Source organism: Acidobacterium sp. FHG110202_01, assembly GCF_059115305.1.
Map to the genome: position 1 here is coordinate 643,043 of NZ_JBZYWJ010000001.1, position 19,103 is coordinate 662,145.

General features: G+C 57.1%; 18 protein-coding genes. 7 read left to right on the top strand and 11 right to left on the bottom strand.

Features of this window, described 5'->3' with window-relative positions; genetic code table 11:
* Positions 1–78: 78 nt before the first annotated feature.
* Positions 79–837 carry a chlorite dismutase family protein gene (locus tag AC5S16_RS02565; RefSeq protein WP_493928438.1) on the top strand — a complete coding sequence of 253 codons (759 nt, stop codon included), beginning with the start codon at positions 79–81 and terminating at the stop codon, positions 835–837.
* An 8-nt stretch (positions 838–845) separates the two neighbouring features.
* Here the strand turns inward: AC5S16_RS02565 and AC5S16_RS02570 are convergent, their stop codons facing one another.
* Together AC5S16_RS02570 and AC5S16_RS02575 are read right to left on the bottom strand one after the other, a co-directional pair.
* Positions 846–1,244, bottom strand: coding sequence for a helix-turn-helix domain-containing protein (locus AC5S16_RS02570; RefSeq protein ID WP_493928439.1), 399 nt, complete (start codon positions 1,242–1,244; stop codon positions 846–848).
* Positions 1,222–1,527, bottom strand: a complete 306-nt coding sequence (locus AC5S16_RS02575; protein ID WP_493928440.1) for a type II toxin-antitoxin system HigB family toxin — start codon at positions 1,525–1,527, stop codon at positions 1,222–1,224. The genes AC5S16_RS02570 and AC5S16_RS02575 overlap by 23 nt, the downstream gene beginning before the upstream one ends.
* Before the next feature lie 117 nt (positions 1,528–1,644).
* Here AC5S16_RS02575 and nth point away from each other — a divergent pair, with 117 nt between their 5' ends.
* Positions 1,645–2,439, top strand: a complete 795-nt coding sequence (gene nth, locus AC5S16_RS02580) for an endonuclease III (protein WP_493928441.1) — start codon at positions 1,645–1,647, stop codon at positions 2,437–2,439.
* 212 nt (positions 2,440–2,651) lie between these two features.
* On the opposite strand, the gene AC5S16_RS02585 is transcribed toward nth, so the two are convergent.
* Genes AC5S16_RS02585 through AC5S16_RS02600 form a run of 4 tightly spaced genes read right to left on the bottom strand, consistent with a single transcriptional unit; the run spans position 2,652 to position 6,554 of the window.
* On the bottom strand, positions 2,652–3,431 hold the full coding sequence (locus AC5S16_RS02585; protein WP_493928442.1) for a uroporphyrinogen-III synthase: 780 nt from the start codon (positions 3,429–3,431) through the stop codon (positions 2,652–2,654).
* Positions 3,428–4,399, bottom strand: coding sequence for a hydroxymethylbilane synthase (gene hemC, locus AC5S16_RS02590; RefSeq protein WP_493928443.1), 972 nt, complete (start codon positions 4,397–4,399; stop codon positions 3,428–3,430). The genes AC5S16_RS02585 and hemC overlap by 4 nt, the downstream gene beginning before the upstream one ends.
* Positions 4,396–5,742 carry a glutamyl-tRNA reductase gene (hemA, locus tag AC5S16_RS02595; protein ID WP_493928444.1) on the bottom strand — a complete coding sequence of 449 codons (1,347 nt, stop codon included), beginning with the start codon at positions 5,740–5,742 and terminating at the stop codon, positions 4,396–4,398. The genes hemC and hemA overlap by 4 nt, the downstream gene beginning before the upstream one ends.
* On the bottom strand, positions 5,739–6,554 hold the full coding sequence (locus tag AC5S16_RS02600; protein WP_493928445.1) for a cytochrome C assembly family protein: 816 nt from the start codon (positions 6,552–6,554) through the stop codon (positions 5,739–5,741). The genes hemA and AC5S16_RS02600 overlap by 4 nt, the downstream gene beginning before the upstream one ends.
* 52 nt (positions 6,555–6,606) lie before the next feature.
* On the opposite strand from AC5S16_RS02600, the gene mutS reads away from it, so the two are divergent.
* From mutS to AC5S16_RS02615, 3 genes are all read left to right on the top strand, one after another.
* On the top strand, positions 6,607–9,240 hold the full coding sequence (mutS, locus tag AC5S16_RS02605; RefSeq protein WP_493928446.1) for a DNA mismatch repair protein MutS: 2,634 nt from the start codon (positions 6,607–6,609) through the stop codon (positions 9,238–9,240).
* Positions 9,237–10,301, top strand: a complete 1,065-nt coding sequence (gene nagZ, locus AC5S16_RS02610) for a beta-N-acetylhexosaminidase (RefSeq protein WP_493928447.1) — start codon at positions 9,237–9,239, stop codon at positions 10,299–10,301. The genes mutS and nagZ overlap by 4 nt, the downstream gene beginning before the upstream one ends.
* Before the next feature lie 522 nt (positions 10,302–10,823).
* Positions 10,824–12,329: a sugar transferase gene (locus AC5S16_RS02615; RefSeq protein ID WP_493928448.1), complete on the top strand. Its 1,506-nt coding sequence runs from the start codon at positions 10,824–10,826 to the stop codon at positions 12,327–12,329.
* Between the two features lie 68 nt (positions 12,330–12,397).
* Here AC5S16_RS02615 and AC5S16_RS02620 read toward each other — a convergent pair whose 3' ends face one another.
* Positions 12,398–13,147, bottom strand: a complete 750-nt coding sequence (locus AC5S16_RS02620; protein ID WP_493928449.1) for a hypothetical protein — start codon at positions 13,145–13,147, stop codon at positions 12,398–12,400.
* Positions 13,148–13,376: 229 nt separating this feature from the next.
* On the opposite strand from AC5S16_RS02620, the gene AC5S16_RS02625 reads away from it, so the two are divergent.
* Positions 13,377–14,021 (top strand): dihydrofolate reductase family protein, encoded by a 645-nt coding sequence (locus AC5S16_RS02625; protein ID WP_493928450.1) that lies wholly within the window; start codon positions 13,377–13,379, stop codon positions 14,019–14,021.
* A gap of 161 nt (positions 14,022–14,182) precedes the next feature.
* On the opposite strand, the gene AC5S16_RS02630 is transcribed toward AC5S16_RS02625, so the two are convergent.
* Complete coding sequence (locus AC5S16_RS02630) at positions 14,183–15,082, bottom strand: aldo/keto reductase family oxidoreductase (RefSeq protein ID WP_493928451.1); 900 nt, start codon at positions 15,080–15,082, stop codon at positions 14,183–14,185.
* Between the two features lie 97 nt (positions 15,083–15,179).
* Here AC5S16_RS02630 and AC5S16_RS02635 point away from each other — a divergent pair, with 97 nt between their 5' ends.
* Positions 15,180–15,875, top strand: a complete 696-nt coding sequence (locus AC5S16_RS02635) for a TetR/AcrR family transcriptional regulator (RefSeq protein ID WP_493928643.1) — start codon at positions 15,180–15,182, stop codon at positions 15,873–15,875.
* Here the strand turns inward: AC5S16_RS02635 and alaC are convergent.
* The 3 genes from alaC to AC5S16_RS02650 all read right to left on the bottom strand — a co-directional run bounded on the left by alaC (position 15,838) and on the right by AC5S16_RS02650 (position 19,014).
* Entirely contained in the window at positions 15,838–17,040 is a 1,203-nt protein-coding gene (gene alaC, locus AC5S16_RS02640) for an alanine transaminase (protein WP_493928452.1), read from the bottom strand. The two genes, AC5S16_RS02635 and alaC, sit on opposite strands and share 38 nt — an antisense overlap.
* A gap of 103 nt (positions 17,041–17,143) precedes the next feature.
* Positions 17,144–17,914, bottom strand: a complete 771-nt coding sequence (locus AC5S16_RS02645; RefSeq protein ID WP_493928453.1) for a LytR/AlgR family response regulator transcription factor — start codon at positions 17,912–17,914, stop codon at positions 17,144–17,146.
* Positions 17,911–19,014, bottom strand: coding sequence for a sensor histidine kinase (locus tag AC5S16_RS02650; protein WP_493928454.1), 1,104 nt, complete (start codon positions 19,012–19,014; stop codon positions 17,911–17,913). The genes AC5S16_RS02645 and AC5S16_RS02650 overlap by 4 nt, the downstream gene beginning before the upstream one ends.
* Positions 19,015–19,103 lie beyond the last annotated feature (89 nt).

Sequence of the window (19,103 nt, forward strand, 5' to 3'; positions counted from 1 at the left end):
GAATTCTACCTTTTTATTCTTTAATTCTACCATATAGGGGATACTTTGCTACACTGGACTGTCAGCAAGGAGTTTTAAATGTCCGAAACTGCCACGCTTACTCCCGCAGCAGAAACCCACACGCAACCATCAAAAGACCAGAAGCCAGTTCAGCGCCAGATCGTCAGCTTCACCTTCTTCAAGGTTCTGCCTGAATGGCGACGCTTGCCGGCGGCGGAGCGCGCCGAGCACAAGCGCCTGTTCGCCGAGGTTATCCAGCGCTGGAACCAGCCGGGACGCCTGCTCACGCTGACCTATTCCACTGTAGGCACTCGTGGCGATGTGGACATGGTTCTGTGGCGCATCTGCTATTCGCCCGACGACATCAACCAGATGACGGCCGAACTGCTGGCCACTCCGCTGGGCGGATATCTCACCATCCCAAACAGCTATCTGGCCATGACCAAGCGCTCGCAATATCTCATCGGACACGAGCACGAAGGCCAGGCCGATTCGCGCGGATTCCTCCGCCCTGGCGGACACAAGTACATCTTTATTTATCCCTTCTGGAAGACCCGTGCCTGGTACCTGCTTCCGATGGAAGAGCGCCAGCGCCTGATGAACGAGCACATTCGTGTCGGACACCTCTACCCGCGAGTCAAGCTCAACACCACATATTCGTTCGGCATCGATGACCAGGAGTTCGTCGTAGCCTTCGAGACGAACTTCCCCGAAGACTTCCTCGACCTGGTGCAGCAGCTGCGCGAAACCGAAGCCAGTGCCTACACGCTTAGGGACACGCCGATCTTCACCAGCATCCGCATGACGCCGGAAGAGATGCTTGATCGGCTGGGGTAGGTAATTCGTCAGAAAAATAATTCCGGCGACACCTGAAACCGCTCGCTCAGCCTGCGAATGTGTTCTTTGCTCAGTTCCCGCTTCCCATTCAAGACTTCGGAAATGATGCTGGGCGTGCCAAAAACTTCTACCAGGTCTTTCTGCTTCAAACCATGCTGTTCCATAAGGAATTCCAGAGCGGCAAGCGGCGAGGCTTTGGGCAGCTCGTGATGCTCATCTTCAAATTTCTCAATCAGCAAAGTAAGCAGATCCAACAACTCTCTTTCGGCCTCTGTTAGGACCGCTTCTTTTTCCAGCAACACTTCCGCCTGCCGCAGATAGTATTCGTGCTGCTTCTTCGTATGAATCACGGACGGCAAGACTTTTGTCAGCAGTCGAGCATATTCAGGTTGTGCGAGAGCGCTCATTGCTTCCAGGCTCCTTGTCGTATTCAGCATGTGTCAGAACATGTCTGACCAAAATGACTTGCGACTTGTAGTAGATTTCGATAATCAGCCGATAGCTGTTTCCTTTGATATTAAAGACCGTGTACTTTCCTACCCCGTCAGCAGATGGAAAATGCCTCCGCACGTCCACCAGGCTTTGCCATGCGGCCTTTTTTGCAATTCTGTACCAGATATCGAGAGCATCTGACAGCTCATTATGTTTTGCCGCTGCTTCAACCAGCTTTTTTCTACTTATGATGTGCAAGCCGGATCGTCTCTCTCATGAGATAGCTTAGTTCGCGTTTTGCGAACCTGCAAGATTGCCTTAAATTTCTGCCCATTTGGCGCTTCAGGCATTCTTTGCGGTAAAACATCTTTGTCTATGCCTACAACCAAGACTGCTCCCAAGAAGGCTGTAAAGCGTCCGAACGTGAATGCGGCGATTGCCTCGTCAGCCGCGAAATCCTCGAAGGCCAAGTCCACATTCAATCCCAAACGCGATCTGGCTCCTGAGCGGGTTGCCGAAATCCTCAGGCGGCTTGCTGCGGCTTACCCTAACGCCGAATGCGCTCTCAACCATCGCAATGCGTGGGAGCTGCTGGTGGCGACCATCCTCTCGGCACAATGCACGGATGCGCGCGTCAATATGGCCACACCGGAGTTGTTTCGCCAATTCCCTACTCCAAAAGCCATGGCCGAGGCATCTCTCCCTGCCATCGAAGAGATCATCCGCTCGACTGGCTTTTACCGGAACAAGGCGAAGTCGATTTCAGGGGCGGCGAAGAAGATCACCAGCGATTTTGGCGGGAAGGTTCCCCGAACCATGGCCGAGCTGCTCACTGTTCCAGGGGCTGCGCGCAAGACGGCCAGCGTGGTCCTGGGGGTGGCCTATGGCCTGGCTGAGGGCATTGTGGTGGACACGCATGTTCTGAGGATCTCCCGGCGTTTGCACCTGACCAGGGAGACGGAACCGAAGAAGGTGGAACAGGACCTGATGAAGATCATTCCCAAGGACCACTGGATCGCCTTCTCTCATGAAGTGATCCATCACGGGCGGCAGGTCTGCATCGCCCGCAAACCGAGGTGCCCGGAATGTTTGCTCGAGACGCTCTGCACGTCGGGAGATAAGACGTGGAGCAGTCACCAGGGGGATTCCCCTCCCTGGGGGAGGTGTTAAGTCTTTGAAAACACATTGCTTTTATTTTCAATACAGCAAAGTATTGAAAACAAGCAGGTTCCGTGTAAAGTCCTGATTCCGGGGCAATAAACCCGCCTTTCTCCCCAGACCGGACTTTTTTCTCCCCTTATTTCCAGAATAGCAGTTCCAGACGATAAACACGCCAAATTTATGATGCCTTAAGCCTTTTGTTTTGTGTAGATTGTTGGAATTTACATGCGATGGGGGCTTGACAGGATTTCCACAGCCGCGTGGACCAATCCCTCGACATCATGCGGATCGGCCTCGGCCGCGGGCTCCCATCCATGGGAGCGCAGGATGAACGAAGTGATTGGGCCGATGGAAAGCGCCACTATGCCCTTCGGCGCGGCATGGATGCCGGCACTCTCCATCAGCTGAAAAAAATTTGTGACGGTAGACGAGCTGGTAAAGGTCACGGCATCCGGCAACTGCACATTTGAAAAAACCTGCCGGACCAATGCCGCTGATGTCTCAGGGACCACTGTCCGGTAGGCATCGACCACATCTACGGTGGCGCCCAGCCGCCGGAGCCCGTCCGGAATCACATCGCGGGCCACAGCGGCGCGAACCAGCAGAATACGCGTGGCGGCAACCTTATCCCGCAGAGCCTCCACCAGCGACTCGGCTACATATTCCTTCGGAACCAATGCGACGGGCAAGCCCAGGCTTCTGAGAGCTTCCGCGGTCGCTGAGCCGATGGCGACGCATTGAAGGTGCGAGAGCCTGTCTGCAGGAATCCGCTCGCCCAGAACGCGGACGGTATTCGCGCTGGTCACGATGAGCCACTGATATTTCCGGATATTGCGGAGCGCTTCCTCCAGCGGTTCGTATGATTCGGGAGGGAGAATTTCAATCGCGGGAATCTCAACAACGCGCGCGCCCAGGGCTTCAAGTTGCCGGCTGAGGCGGCTCGCCTGGTGCCGCGCGCGGGTAACGACGATCGTCTTCCCAGCAAGCGGCTGTCCGCTCACAATTGCACGGCCTCCAGAATTTCGCGCGCTCCCTGTTCGAGCAGGCGCTCGGCGACAAGGTGGCCAAGCTGATCGGCGCTCTGTCCGTGCTGGTGCTCCAGCTCGACGCGCAGAAGTGACGAGCCGTCGGGATAGGCAACTGCTCCGGTGACGACGCAGCCCTCAGGAGTCTGTTGGCAGTAAACGCCCACGGGAACATGGCAGCCTCCGCCGAGTGCGCCCAGCGCCGTTCGCTCGACGGTTACGGCAAAGCGCGTCTCCGGATCATCAAGAAAAGCAATTGCATTCTGTGTAGTCTCATCCTCGGCACGTGTTTCGATAGCCAGCGCTCCCTGCCCCGGCGCCGGACAGACGATCAGAGGAGAGAAACGCTCGCGAATCCATTCTGTACGGCCAAGACGCTCAAGGCCCGCTGCGGCGAGCACAATGGCGTCCACAAGGCCCTCGCTGAGCTTACGCAGACGGGTATCGACGTTGCCGCGGAACTCGACCATCTCCACATCCCGGCGCTGCGCGCGAAGCTGCGCCTGCCTGCGCAGGCTGCTGGTGCCGACTCGGGCACCCGATGGCAATGCCGCAAACGATTTGTATTTGTCCGAGACGAAAGCGTCGCGGGGATCTTCGCGCTTCGAAATCGCAGCAATAGCAAGCCCCTCAACTACGCCGGAGGCGTCATCGCCTGGACGGCCAGTCCCTGTAGGAAGGTCTTTCAGGCTGTGCACGGCAAGGTCGATTCTGTTCTCAAGGAGGGCCTCTTCAATCTCCTTGGTGAACATGCCCTTGGTTCCGACCTGATTGAAGGCCACGTTCTGACGGGCGTCGCCGGTGGTGCGGATGATCTCAATCGCAACCCCGTGCCCCTGGCCGCGCAACGCATCGGCAATATGGTTTGCCTGCCATAGCGCAAGCTGCGAGCCGCGCGAGCCGATACGGATCGCAGAACGAATTCCAGACCCGATGCGGATCATTGACGCGCCTTCTCGTCGCATGCGGCAACGGGTTCCGGCTTCTCCTGAACAGGCTTTTCTGCGCGGACAGGCTGGGCCTGCTGTTCCTGCGCCGGAGGCAGATCGAAGACCTCGCGCAGCGCTTCGAGCATGACCGTGTCAGCCTCGAGCGCCGCTGCCTTGAGCGCCTGCATGGGCAGGTGGAGAAATTTGTTCATCAGCCCGCGCGTGAGCGATTCGACCGCGGCCTGCTGTTCCGGCGTGAGCGATTGCAGGCGTGACTGGGCGCGCCGCAGCTCCGCCTGGCGCATCTCTTCAGCCGTGCCCTGCAGCCCAACGATCATCGGCGTCACGTTGAGCGCCTGCGCTTTTCTCTGGAAGCGCAGCACCTCTTCCGAGATGATGGCTTCGGCTCTTTGCGCTTCGCGCGCGCGGTCGGCGAGATGCGATGCGGCCACCGATTGCAGATCGTCAATGTCATAGAGAAAGACGCCATCCACACGATTCATCTCCGGGTCGACGTCGCGAGGCACAGCGATGTCGATGAAGAACATGGGCCGGTTGCGCCGCTTGTGCAGAAAGCGCTGCCCGTGCTCACGCCGGAAAATGTGTTCCTGGGAGCCGGTGGAGGTAATAATGATGTCGGCCTGGTCGGCGGTGGCATGAAGGTCTTCAAAACGAACCGCCCTGCCATCAAACTGATGCGCAAGCCGCAGCGCGCGGTCATGGGTGCGATTGGCGACAAGAAGAGAGTGAGCGCCCTGCTGCATGAGGTGGCGGGCCGCGAGCTCGCTCATCTTGCCTGCGCCTACCAGCAGGACACGCTTGCCATCGAGCGAGCCGAAAATCTTCTTCGCCAGATCGACGGCAACCGACGCGATAGAGACCGATGAGCTGCCGATCTGCGTTTCGCTGCGGACCTTCTTCGCAACGCTGAATGTGGATTGCAGCAGCTTTTCAAGATGCGCCTGCACGGCGCCGACCGAGCGCGCAGCTGTATAGGCCTCTTTTACCTGGCCGAGAATCTGCGGCTCGCCGACAACCATCGAGTCAAGGCTCGAAGCCACGCGGAAGAGATGCCGCACGGCGTCTGTCTCACGATACTCATACACGTGCGGGCGCACTTCGGTTGTATCGATACCCAAGAACTCGCGAAGAAAACTCAGCAGGTCGGGGGTGTTCGCATCGTGGCAGGCCAGCAGCTCCACGCGGTTGCAGGTGGAGACGATCATGGCCTCGTGCACCCCGGGAAAAGCGTGCAGGGCGCGGGTGGCTTCGCTGAGGCGTTCAGGCGAGATAGCAAGCTGTTCGCGCAGCTCCACAGGAGCGGTCTTGTGGTTCACGCCTGTCAGCAGAATCTTCATGGGGCCGTGTACCTGTGCACTGAGCTGAAGAGGTTGGCTGCCCACACGCACAGCATGACGAGGAAGACTGCGCTCGAAAGATAGATAGCCCTGCGGCCGCGCAGGCCCGTAGAGCGCCGCACGAAAAGAATGACGATGTAGAGCGCCCACATCAGGAACGAGAGCACGACCTTGGGATCAAGGAAGTACGTCGGCCCGACGTGCTCCTGCGCGATGAGCGAGCCGATGAACAGGCCGCCGGTCATGCAGTGGAAACCGAGAACGAGCATCTTCTGCGCGATCTGCTCCATGGTGTCGAGCGGGGGCAGCCAATCAAGAAAACCGGGCGACTGCTTGTTCTTGAGACGGCGCTCCTGCACAAGATAAAAGAGGCTCGACAGCAGGCTGAAGATCAGCGCAGCATAGGCCGCAAGCAGCAGCACGATGTGGATCACAATCCAGCCATTGCGAACCAGCGGCGAGGAGAAGGTGTAGCGGTCCGGCCCGATGGCAGGCACCAGCAGCAGCAGGAACGCCAGCGGCAGCGCGAAGACGCCAAACGAAATGGTGCGATAGGCAGCCCAGATAAGCAGAAAGACAGTGACAATGAGCAGCGAGAGCGTCGACTGCACCTCGTTCATGCCGACTGGCATGAGGCGATGGGCCGCGATTAATGTCTCTACTGTGGCAACCAGATGGAAGAGCCACCCGGCAATGGCGAGAGGCAGGCATATCTGCTGCCAGCGCGGACGGTCACCGAAGACCGCCGGCACTGCGGAGACGCTGGCCAGTCCATAAAAGACAGCCGCCACTCTGAGCCATAGCAAAAACATGGGTAATACAACAGTATAAAGCCGCCCATGCAACCAGGCATCGGCATGCGATATGCTGACCTTTCCCGTGTCCGATGTTTCTGCCCAACCTGTTGAAGCCGCGCAGACTCCGCTGATGCGCCAGTATGCGGCGGCCAAGCGCGAGCACCCCGACGCTCTGCTGCTGTTTCGCCTCGGCGATTTCTACGAGCTCTTCTATGAAGATGCGCATATCGCTTCGCGTGAGCTGCAGATCACACTCACTGCGCGCGACAGGGAGAAGTCGCAGCCCATGTGCGGCGTTCCCTATCACGCTGCTGAGGGATATATCGCGCGGCTGCTGCGCAAGGGATATCGGGTGGCCATCTGCGAGCAGATGGAAGACCCCAAGCTCACGAAGAAGATCGTCCGCCGCGAAGTGACGCGCGTGCTGACGCCGGGAACTGCGCTTGATTCTGCGCTTAGCTCTGAGCAGAACAACTTTCTTGCCGCCATACATGTGGAGGACAAGCTGGCGGCGCTGGCGCTCCTCGATCTTTCGACCGGCGATTTCCGCGCTGCTGAATTTACTGGGCCGCAGGCTGCGGCTCTCTGTTTCGATGAGTTGGAGAAGTCGGCGCCGAGCGAAGTGATTCTGCCTGCGGGTAGCCCGGCTGATATTACTGCCGGGCTTGAACGCATCCGGACAAAAAGCCCGGTGGAGGACTGGGTCTTTACGCGCGATTATGCGGTGCCGCTGCTCGAACGCCAGCTGGGCGCGGCGTCGCTTGACGGCTTCGGGCTCTCGCATCATCCGGCGGCGGCCATTGCCGCGGGAGCGATCCTGCACTACGTGCGCCACACGCAGCGCATGGATATTAGCCACATCGACAGCATCCGTTTCTACGAGCGCGCCGAGTACCTGCAGCTCGACCAGGTAACGGTGCGCAACCTGGAGCTGGTCGAGCCCATTTTCAGCGAGGCGGGCCGGGATACGACGCTCTTCCGCACGCTTGACGCCTGCCAGACACCGATGGGTAAGCGGCTGCTGCGGGCTTCGATTCTGCGGCCTCTGCTTGATGAGCAAGCGATTGAACAACGTTACGAAGCTGTCGATCTGCTCAGGCGCGATCTGTTGCAGCGTGAAGAGATTCGCCGGACGCTGGGCGGCATTCTCGATCTCGAACGGCTGCTGGCTCGCATTTCACTCGACAGCGCCGGGCCGCGCGATGTGCTTGCGCTGGCTGCTTCGCTCCAGCACCTGCCGCATCTTGGCAAGATGTTGGGTTCGCTGGATACAGCTCTCTGGAAACTACTGGCCGGGCGGCTTGATCCGCTTGAGGATGTCTGTTCCATCATTCAGCGGACGATTCAGCCGGAGCCGCCGCTGACTCTTGCTGACGGCGGCGTGATTGCTTCCGGAGTTGATGCGGAACTCGATGAGCTGCGCGGGCTCAGCCAGAGCGGACGGCAGTCCATCGCCGCCATTGAAGAGCGCGAACGCGCCCGCACTGGAATTTCTTCGCTCAAGGTGCGCTTCAATTCCGTCTTCGGCTATTACATCGAGATCACCAAAGCCAACCTCGCCAATGTCCCACCCGACTACGAGCGCAAGCAGACGCTCGCGAATGCCGAGCGCTTCACCACTCCGGAGCTTAAGGACTACGAGACGAAGGTGCTCACGGCGCATGAACGGTCGATCGAGATTGAGAAGCGCATCTTCGCCGAACTGCGCCGCAGCGTGCTCGAGCACGCGAGCCGCATCCGCCGGAGCAGTGCCGCTGTTGCCGAGGCTGATCTGCTGGCAAACTTTGCGCATCTGGCGGCGCTGCGCAACTATACGCGGCCAAAGCTCGAACAGGCCGCGATTCTCGAAACTATAGGCGCGCGCCACCCCGTCGTCGAATGCCTGATGGAAGAGGCGGGTGAAGGACGTTTCATTCCGAATGACCTTTATCTCGATGTGGAGGGTCCGGAGATTCTGCTGCTTACCGGGCCGAACATGGGCGGCAAGTCGACATACCTGCGGCAGGCGGCGCTGCTGGTCATCATGGCGCAGATGGGCTGCTTCGCTCCTGTCGAGCGCATGCGCTATGGGCTGGTGGACCGCATTTATACGCGCATCGGCGCCAGCGACAACGTAGCGCGCGGCCGCTCCACCTTCATGGTCGAGATGACGGAGACGGCGACCATCCTGAACACTGCGACCAGCCGCTCGCTCATTCTGCTGGATGAAATGGGACGCGGCACGGCGACCTTCGATGGCCTCTCGCTCGCCTGGGCTACGCTTGAATATCTGCACGCGAAAATCGGCGCGCGCACGCTCTTCGCCACGCATTATCACGAGCTGACTATTCTTGCCGAGCAGCTTCCGCGCCTCAAAAACCTGCGTGTCGCTGTCAAGGAGACGCCGCAAGGCATTGTTTTTCTCCACGCCATCGAGCCCGGGCCGGCGAACAAGAGCTATGGTATCGACGTTGCACGGCTTGCCGGACTGCCGCCTGAGGTCATCCAGCGCGCGCGCCAGGTGTTGAAGCAGCATGAGCGCTCTGAGCGGCACAACGTCGCTGCAGAGACCGATGCCCCGCTGCAGCTGACCATGTTCACTCCGCTCTCGCAGCGTATCCTCGACCGCCTTGGCGAGACTGATATCAATTCCCTCACGCCGCTGCAGGCGCTGAATCTTCTCGAAGAGCTCAGGAACGAGATCAAAGGCGGCAAGGCATGAGCGCAACACTTCGCCACCAGGTGGGAAGGCTGCTGATCGCGGGCCTCGAAGGGCCCGAGCTCACAAACATGGAACGCGCATGGCTGAAGCTGATCCGCCCGAGCGGTGTGATCCTCTTCCGCCGCAATATTGAGGAAGCGGCGCAGACAGCCAATCTTCTTCGCGAGGCGACGAAAGTCATCGCCACGCCGATCTTTCGCTGCGTCGATCTCGAAGGTGGCCTGGTAGACCGGCTGCGCGACCTCATTGCGCCCATGCCCTCTCCGGCTGAGGTCTTTGCCACAGGCAAGCCATCGCGCTTCAAGCAACATGGCCGGCTCATCGCGAAGGAGGCGCGGCTTCTTGGCTTCAATACGGTTTTCGCTCCGGTGCTCGATCTCGCATTGCCGGTATCAAGCAGCGTGATGCGTACCCGCGTTGTGTCCGCAAAACCTGAAGAGGTCGCAGCCTATGCTTCAGCATTTCTTGAAGGCTTCGCCGCTGAAGGCATCACCGGCAGCGGTAAGCACTTTCCTGGACTCGGCGGAGGCACACTTGATTCACATCATGCAACGCCCGTGATCGAGCGCAGCTGGGAGACGATGTGGGCCGAGGATATCGCGCCGTATCGTACGCTTATCAGGCAGCTGCCCATGATCATGGTCTCCCATGCTTCGTATCCGAAAGCCGCGCGTGATCGAAAGCCTGCATCTGTTTCTCCCTTCTGGATTTCCACAGTCCTCCGCAACAAACTCCGATACCAAGGGTTGGTCATATCAGACGACATGGAGATGGGCGGCATCCTGACACGGTATTCGATCGAAGACGCTTCTCGCGAAGCGATTGCGGCGGGTATGGACTTGCTTGAAATCTGCAAGGATCCTGCCCTGGTCGTGCGCGCATATGAAGCATTGCTGTCAGAAGCCGAGGGTTCTCCATCATTTCATCGCCGGGTAAAAGCATCGGCGCACCGCATTGGAGCGGTTCTTGAGAGCCGCTCGTTCCAATCAATGCCCAAGGTGCCATTACCTTCGACGATGGAGAAACTTCGGCAAAACATTATGGCCTTTGACGTGCACTAAGAAATGGCATGTCGGCGAGAGGTATGAAATTGTTTTTGAGAATACAACCAATAAATTTCTTTTAGGCATCAAACAAATTACCAAGACAGGTTTCAAATACAGTTACAATAGAAGTATCAGTTCACGCCGTTCCATTATTCACAGATTGTTCTTACGAGAGCCGAACTCGTAGCTGTTACCATAGAATCACTGATTTTCTTCATTTTGCTGCCTTGCGGAAAACAAGCTAGACAGGAGTTTTGAAGTGTATACCCATTGCTCGGTATACACCCAAAAAGTGATATGCGGCTTTTTTCGCAATATTCCAGAACGCAGAATCGTATCTGATTCTTCAAGTTTTTGGACTTAAATCATAGTTACTCGTCATGATCCTTTTTGAGATCACTGACAGCAGTGAACAGCAAATAGATTCCTTGTTATATGCCGTTGGATTGCTCTGAAACAAGGAGCTTGTGTCTCTCAACCGGAGACGCAAAAGGGAAGAAAAAATCTCCCTGTAACTGAATTTTTTGCACAGCTATTATGGCGACTTCAGAATACATTCGCAGGAATGATCCATCTGAGAAGCAAGCTGGGCGATTGGGGCCGGGTGTTATTTCGGGTCAACAGCATTCCGGGCCAGCCTTTGCTTCTAAGTTGATTGTGGTGCTCGGAGATGTTTTCATCATCACCCTGGCATTCGCATTTGCTCTGTTTCTTAAACTCAGGTACCTGGCTGACGGCCCCTTCAAGTCATTCAACCTGATGGCCACGCCGGTCTATCTGGTACTATTCTCAGGCTTTCTGGTTGCCCTGCTGCTGGTCTGCCGGCGCTACGGGCTATATAACCCAGCGTTTCCATCAAGCGGCGCGCACGAAGTCCGCATGACCATGCAGGCTACGCTTACTGCAGGGCTTCTGCTCTGCGGCGGCCTTTACCTCCTTCACTGGGATGAAACCTCGCGCACGGTCGTGCTCCTGCTTATCTGCACCTCCGGCATCGCCCTCTGCGGTTGGCGCGCGAGCCTGCGGCTGGCCCGCTATCGCAATTACGAAAAGGGCGTGGACACGCGCAATGTGGTTGTGCTCGGCACAAACTATCTCAGCTATGCGCTGGGTGAGCACATCACCAATAACTACCGCCTGGGATGCCGCTTCCTCGGCTACATCGCCCCTCCCGTGACAGAAAAGGACGGCGATGTCACCGTCCGGGAAACGCTGGGCGGCATCGAAAATATCCGCCAGCTGACCCGCATGCACTTCATCGATGAAGTGGTGATCGCCCAGGCCCTCCCCTCCGAACAGGTGATTCTGCTGCTTGAAGAAGCGCGCGACCTCGGCATCGATATCCGCTCCGTCTCCGGGCTCTACGGCGAGCTGGCCGCCAACGCAGCCATCGAATACCTGGGCGTGTATCCGCTCACGCCGCTGCATCGCAGCCGCTCCAAGGTCTTCTCAACCGCCTTCAAGCGCATCTTTGACATCATCTTTTCGCTGGCTATTTTGACCGCGATCTTACCCCTGATGCTGATCATCGCAATTGTGGTGCGCCTTGACAGCGAAGGCCCCACTTTCTATGTGTCCGAGCGCATCGGCAAACGGGGACGCGTTTTTCCCTGCTTCAAGTTCCGCACCATGGTCAAGGACGCGGAAAAGCGCAAGAAGGAATTGGCCGCGCTCAACGAACGTGACGGAATCCTCTTCAAGATGACCAACGACCCGCGTATCACCCGCACGGGCCGCTTCCTGCGCAAGTACAGCCTCGACGAGCTGCCGCAGTTTCTCAACGTTCTGCGCGGAGAAATGAGCATCGTCGGACCGCGCCCGCCTATCGCGAGCGAGGTGGCCAAGTATGAGCTCGAACACTTCCGCCGCCTCGAAGTCATGCCTGGCCTGACCGGTCTCTGGCAGGTGCAGGCACGCCACGATTCATCGTTTGCCAAGTACATCGAGCTGGATACGGCTTACGTCGAAAACTGGAGCTTCTGGCTCGACGTAAAAATCCTCATGCGCACGGCCTTCGTGGTCATCCGCGGCACGGGAACATAGAGCATTCCTCTCCCAGAAAACGAAGCCCGCCTTTTTGGCGGGCTTCGTTTTTGTTAAAGAGCGCAACCTCAGTCATTCGTTGCACTCGGTGAGTGCAACAATTCAGGTCCCCTCTTCCCATTCGCATCAAACGTATGAAATGACGGCAATAGGTCTGGCCCAATTTCGAAACTCGCACGTGGCACATCATGAAAGTTTTTCAGCATAATCGATGCCTTTTTTCCTTCTGTGCTCAACATCAGGCCGGTTGCGTAGGAGCTAATCTTCGGGGAATACATCAGAGTCAGGTTAGCTGAATCAGAATTATCATCCACCGCCATCCCGATTGCATCAGCACCAGGCCGGTCCAAAACAACTGCGGCACGATTTAAAGTATTACCGTCTGTCAGGAATCCCATGCCTCCACGCTCATTTCCAACAGCATCGTAGATCGTCAGCGCATAAGCATTTCCAATTCGATGAAAATTCGGCGGAACTTTTCCGTCGATCTGTGCCGGCATGATCTGTCCAATGGAGACGCGATCGTGGCCATGTTCGTCCAGAAAAAGCAGCGAAGTCGCCGTGGCATCCTGACGCAGGCGATCAGAAACTGATGGAAATGGAGCACCAAGCAGAATCCGGGCACGCCCCTGCGCATCTTCAATGATCAGGCCTTTTGTACGAATCACCCCTTGTGCCTGGGCTGCCTCAACCGATTGTGTCGAATGATGCCACAATGAAATACCCAGACCGATAGCTAGCATGCTGCACAAAACGGTCAAAGCCAAGACTCTGCTTTCGAGGCGTTGCACACGTAGAGCAAGAATCTGATCCGACATTTGTTCCCTCCAACTGACTCAACGTTGCTAAAGTGCACTTGGCTAGCCATTGCAGGTTGAGTTCAGAAGTGACTGGTGTTGCGATGGTTGTGCCCCAGCGCATGACTAATTTCAGCTTGTGTTGTGTCCATAACTGGTCAGGCGCGTCCGGATCCGCACAAACACTGCAAAGCAGCAATAAGCGAAAGCACTTTAGCATAAACTGAACCATGCAAAGAGGAGCAGCCAAATGGGCAAAGTCAAAGTTGCAGCCTTTTCGATTTCTATAGATGGCTTCGGCGCCGGTCTCGCACAGGATCTGCATAATCCGCTGGGAGTTCGCGGGCCGGAACTGCTCGCCTGGTTTCAGAACACGGAAGTTTTCAAGAAGATGACCGGAGAAAGCGGAGGATCAAAAGGCATTGACAATAATTTTGCAGCTCAGTCTTTTGAAAACATCGGCGCCTGGATCATAGGCCGCAACATGTTCGGTCCCGTTCGCGGCCCCTGGAAAGATGATTCCTGGAAAGGCTGGTGGGGCGAAAATCCTCCTTACCATACTTCGGTTTTCGTGCTCACGCATTACGCACGGCCTGCTCTTGTGATGGAGGGCGGCACCACATTCCACTTCGTTACTGACGGACCGGAAGCAGCTCTTGAGAGAGCAAAGGAAGCGGCAAAAGGCAAAGATGTTCGCATCGGCGGGGGAGTTTCCGTGCTGCGCAAATACCTTACCGCGAACCTGATCGATGAAATGCATCTGGCCATTTCGCCGGTCGTCCTTGGCGAGGGCGAACATTTCTTTGCCGGGCTGGATCTCCCCAGACTCGGCTTCGCTCCTTACAAAGCCGCACCCGGAGAAGGCGCGCTTCACGTCATGCTCAGAAGAACGTAGCCCCTGCACGCGTCATTGATTCATGCAGGGACTCGTGCAGGGCTCGCTGAAGCGCTGAATCAGCGCAGACTCCGCTCCATCAAGGACAGCCCGCCAATCTGGCGGGCTGTGTAGTCTGGTCACTCCGGCAAGACATTAGCCTGTCGAAGCGGGCATCGTCCTCAATGAGCAGCGACTTCCGCACCGCTGCCGGCGCCTATCGTATCCAGCTGCTCTACAACTGCAGGAGATAGCTTGAGATCTACCGCCCTCAAATTCTCCCGGAGATGCTGCAGGCTCGATGTACCCGGAATCAGCAGGATGTTCAGACTGCGCTGCAACAGCCAGGCCAGCGCCAGCTGCATCGGCGTGGCTCCAAGAGAAGCCGCTGCCGATTCCAGCACTGAGGACTGCAGAGGAGTGAATCCTCCCAGCGGAAAGAACGGCACATAAGCGATGCCCTGTCCAGCCAACTCCTGAAGAAAGCTTTCATCTTCGCGATGGACCACGTTGTAGAAATTCTGCACGCAGACAACCGGCGCAATCTTCTGCGCCTCCGCAAGCTGTGCAGGAGTCACGTTGCTGAGACCCAGCTCTTTGATCTTCCCTTGTTCCCTGAGTTCGGCGAGGACCGAAAACTCGGCCTCGATCGAACCATCGGCAGGCGCCGCTATTCCGCCTACCCTGAGATTCACAGCATCCAGCGCGTCGACGCCAAGATTGCGCAGGTTGTCATTGACACCGTCAATCAGTTCCTGGCGCGAACGAGCCGGCAGCCAGGAGCTGTCTTCTCCCCGGCGCGCGCCGACTTTGGTCACGATGACCACGCCATCGCGGTACGGATGAAGCGCTTCTTTGATGATCTGGTTGGTTACGTGCGGTCCGTAAAAGTCGCTGGTGTCAATGTGATTCACTCCCGAGTCCAATGCCTCGCGCAGGACAGCGATCGCCTGTTCCCGGTCACGCGGAGGCCCCCATACATGAGGGCCAGCCAGCTGCATTGCTCCGTAGCCCATGCGGTTCACCGTCATATCTGTGCCAGGAAAAGTAAAACTTCCTCCGAAATCACCCTTGATCGTCATTCTTTCTTCCTCCAGTCCTTTTCGCGTTTTTCGCGAACACGTGTTTAGATGAAGAAAGCTTCAGGTCAGGAGTTCGCATTTGCCTCGTCCGTCACAAGTGCTCTTGGAACCGCGTAAATCGCCTGTTCAGGCGCGTTCCACCGCCAGTGTGGAGTCCATTCTCGAAGCCACCATTCAGGTTTTGCTCAGCGTCGGAAAAGAACGGCTGACCACCACCCGAGTGGCGCATCGCGCCGGCGTATCGGTTGGAACTCTCTATCAGTACTTTCCCAACAAGAGCTCGCTTCTCCAGGCCGCTCTCCGGCAACACCTTGAATCGGTTGCGGGAACCCTTGAAAAAACCTGCCGTGAAGAGCGCGGCCGCCCGCTTCTCGAAATGGTGACGAGGATCGTCGACACCTTCCTCGAAGCCAAGATGCAGGACATCAGGACAAGCGTCGCGCTGTACTCCGTTAGCTCCGATGTAGATGGATGGAAAATTGCGCGCGAAGTGGGAGCACGGATCAACCGGATGATCGTGTCCATGCTCGAAACCGCCACGGAGCCGCTCAATAAAGATCCCAGGCTCGTCGCTTCGATGATGCAGGCCGTCATGGCCGGAGTCAGCCGGAGGCTACTCGAATCTCCTTCTCCGGAAAAGCAGTACCCTTCCTACAAAGAAGAACTCGATGTGATGGTGCGTGCTTATCTCAGCGAGTGCTCTCGCAGAGAACCAACGGGAATTTCTCGTGACGCATACTCTTCGATGAGCGCGTTTAGGAAATCGCAGCAGGAACGAGAAGGCCGTCCTTGATGAACATCTGCTTGATGCCGCGCAAAGCCTGGCGCGTGCGCTCTTCATTTTCAATCAGCGAGAAGCGCACATGGCCGTCGCCGAACTCACCAAAGCCGATGCCCGGGCTGACAGCAACCTTTGCATCCCTGAGCAGCTTGGTGGAAAATTCGAGTGAGCCAAGCGAGCGATATGGCTCTGGAATTGGCGCCCAGACAAACATCGTCGCCTTCGGACTGGGCAGATGCCATCCCAGCTTATTCAATCCCTGCACAAGCACATCACGGCGACTGCGATAGTTCTCGCAGATTTCGTGCACACATTCCTGCGGGCCTTCGAGCGCGAGAATTGACGCAACCTGAATGGGCGCAAAGGTTCCATAGTCGCAGTAGCTCTTGATGCGCGCAAGTGCGCTGACAAGCTGCCTGTTCCCTACCATGAAGCCAACACGCCATCCGGGCATGTTGTAGCTCTTTGACAAGGTGAAGAACTCGACGGCAATCTCCTTCGCTCCAGGCACTTCCAGAATCGACGGCGCCTTATATCCATCGAAGCAGATGTCAGCGTAAGCGAGATCGTGCACAAGATAAATGCTGTGCTCTTTGCACAGAGCGACGACGCGCTCAAAGAACTGGAGATCGGCGCACTGCGTCGTGGGGTTCGCAGGAAAATTCAGGATCAGCATCTTCGGCCGCGGATACATCAGCGGGATGCTGCGCTCCAACTGGGCGAGAAATTCATCCGTATCGTGAACAGCAACGCTGTGAATATTCGCACCGGCAATGACTGGCCCGTAAATGTGAATGGGATAGCTCGGGTTAGGCACAACAACCACATCTCCCTGGTCGAGCGTAGCGAGGCAGAGGTGGGCGATTCCCTCCTTCGAGCCGATGGTGACAATGGCCTCGGTTTCAGGATCGAGCGCAACATCATAGCGGCTCTGATACCAGTTGCAGATGGCCTTGCGCAAGCGCGGAATGCCGCGCGAAAGCGAATAGCGGTGCGTCTCCGGCTTGCGCGCCGCCTCGATCATCTTGTCGACGATGTGCTGCGGCGTGGCGCCGTCAGGATTGCCCATGCCGAAGTCGATGATGTCTTCGCCGCGCTGGCGGGCAACATTCTTAAGCTCCGCAGTGATGTTGAAAACGTAGGCAGGCAGTCTTTTGATTCTTGGAAACTCTTCCACGCGGCTAGTCCTTTGAGTCCACTATAGAAGAAGCGCAAGCCGTTGACAGGTTACTTTCATCCACGGGAATCAAAGTTCTATCACTGCCTGTTGGACTTTCACTTCATGCGCCGTTCAAAGCGGCCTGCAGACGATCGCTGTAGCTGCGGCTGACACGTAGCGGAGTTCCATCTTTCAACCGCAGCAGGCAATCGCGATTGGCAAGCGCCTGCATTTCGGCGATGCGGTCGAGGCGAACAATGGTCGAACGATGGATACGGATGAAGGCCTCGGGATCGAGCCGCCGCTCCAGAATATGCAGAGGCTCGCGCAACAGATGCGTTTTGCCGTTAACATGCAGCGCGGCATAATCGCCCTGCGCCTCGATCCATTCCACCTCATTCGCCGTGACAAAAAAGATGCGCCTTCCGTTGCGGATGGCAAAACGCTGCGCATTCCCCGGAGCGCGCCTTGCATGCAGGTCAGACAGCAGAGATTCGAGCCGCTCGCCCAGCGTGTTGTCGCGCTCCATCTGCAGCATGCGCTCCACGCGCTCGACCGCTTCCTTGAAGCGGATATCGTCTATGGGCTTCAGCAGATAGTCGGTCGCATGCACCTGGAAGGCCCTCAGCGCATACTGGTCGAACGCAGTAAGAAAGATGACCGCCGGGCGCTCATCGACGGCGACATTTTCGAGCATCTCGAAGCCATCCATCTCCGGCATCTGCACGTCAAGAAAGACAAGATCGGGCTTCTTGTCCTCAATGGCACGCAGTGCGTCCTCGCCGTTCGCGCATTCTGCCACCACCTGAAACTGCTGATAAGGCTGCAGGCGCGAGACAATTCCTCTCCGCGCCAGCGGCTCGTCATCCACTACCATGACTCGATACGTCATCGCATTCCCTCCTCCGAAACAGTTGTGCCTGCTACTTCCACCGGATTTGCATAGATATGGAACGGAATCCTGATGGTGACCTTGCACATATCATCTTTGCTGAAATCAATACCAAACTGGTGCACGTCGCCATAGAGCTGTTTCAATCGCGTGCAGATATTTGTCAACCCGATGCCATTGGTGAATGACTTGCCGTTATTTGGCGGAATGTCATTCCATACTTCGATCACCAGGCTCCCTTCCTCGCGGCGTGCAATGACAAACAGCCTGCCGCCGCCTCTTCTCTTCCCTATTCCGTGGCGCACAGCATTTTCAACCAGCGGCTGCAGAAGCAGGCGCGGCACAGCGGCATCGAGCAGGCTGGGATCAGTCTGCTCGATCACTGTGAGCCGCTCGCCCAGACGCGTTTTTTCAATTTCCAGATAAAGACTCGTGATATCCAGCTCATCGCGCAACGGAACCTCATAAGCGCCCTCATCATCGAGCGTGGCGCGCAGAAAGTCCGCCAGGCGCGCAATCATGCGGTTGGCCGTTGCCGTGTCGTGCTCATACACCAGCGTGGAGATGGAATTCAGAGTGTTGAAGAGAAAATGCGGATGAATCTGGTATTGAAGCGCCTTAAGCTCTGCCTGACGAACCAGCGATTCCAGATGCAGCAACCGCTCGCGCTCTGCCGACTGCGCGCGGTAGTGCTTAATAGCGAAATAGAGGGCGCACCAGAAGGCCAGAACAAAGGCCGGGCTGAGCGAGTTGGCAAAAATATAAGGCCACTGGAACTTCTCCCACTGCGGCATCAGGTAGTGAGCATCAAGCCACAGCAGAACCGTTCCGCAGACCAGCCCAAACCCATAGCAGGACAAGCCAATTACACGCAGCGCCCGCGGCCACGGCGTCTTTTGCCGCCAAAGCCGGCGGCAGATGGGATGCAGCGGAAAAGTCGCCAGAAAACATAATGTACAGAAGATAAGCCGGTATGCCAGCTCCTGGCGAAGCTCCTTCGACGGCAGATAACTCAGAACCAGAGCAAAAAAATAAATGCCCCAGCCTCCGGCCTGATATTGCCAATAAGACGGGAGCCGCCGCTCTTTCGAAATCTGCACTTCAGGACATGGTAGCGGGAAAGCCCTTTTTTTTGCATGGCTGTATACCGCAAAAAATGCACGATTTAACGATGCCCGTTACAATCGCT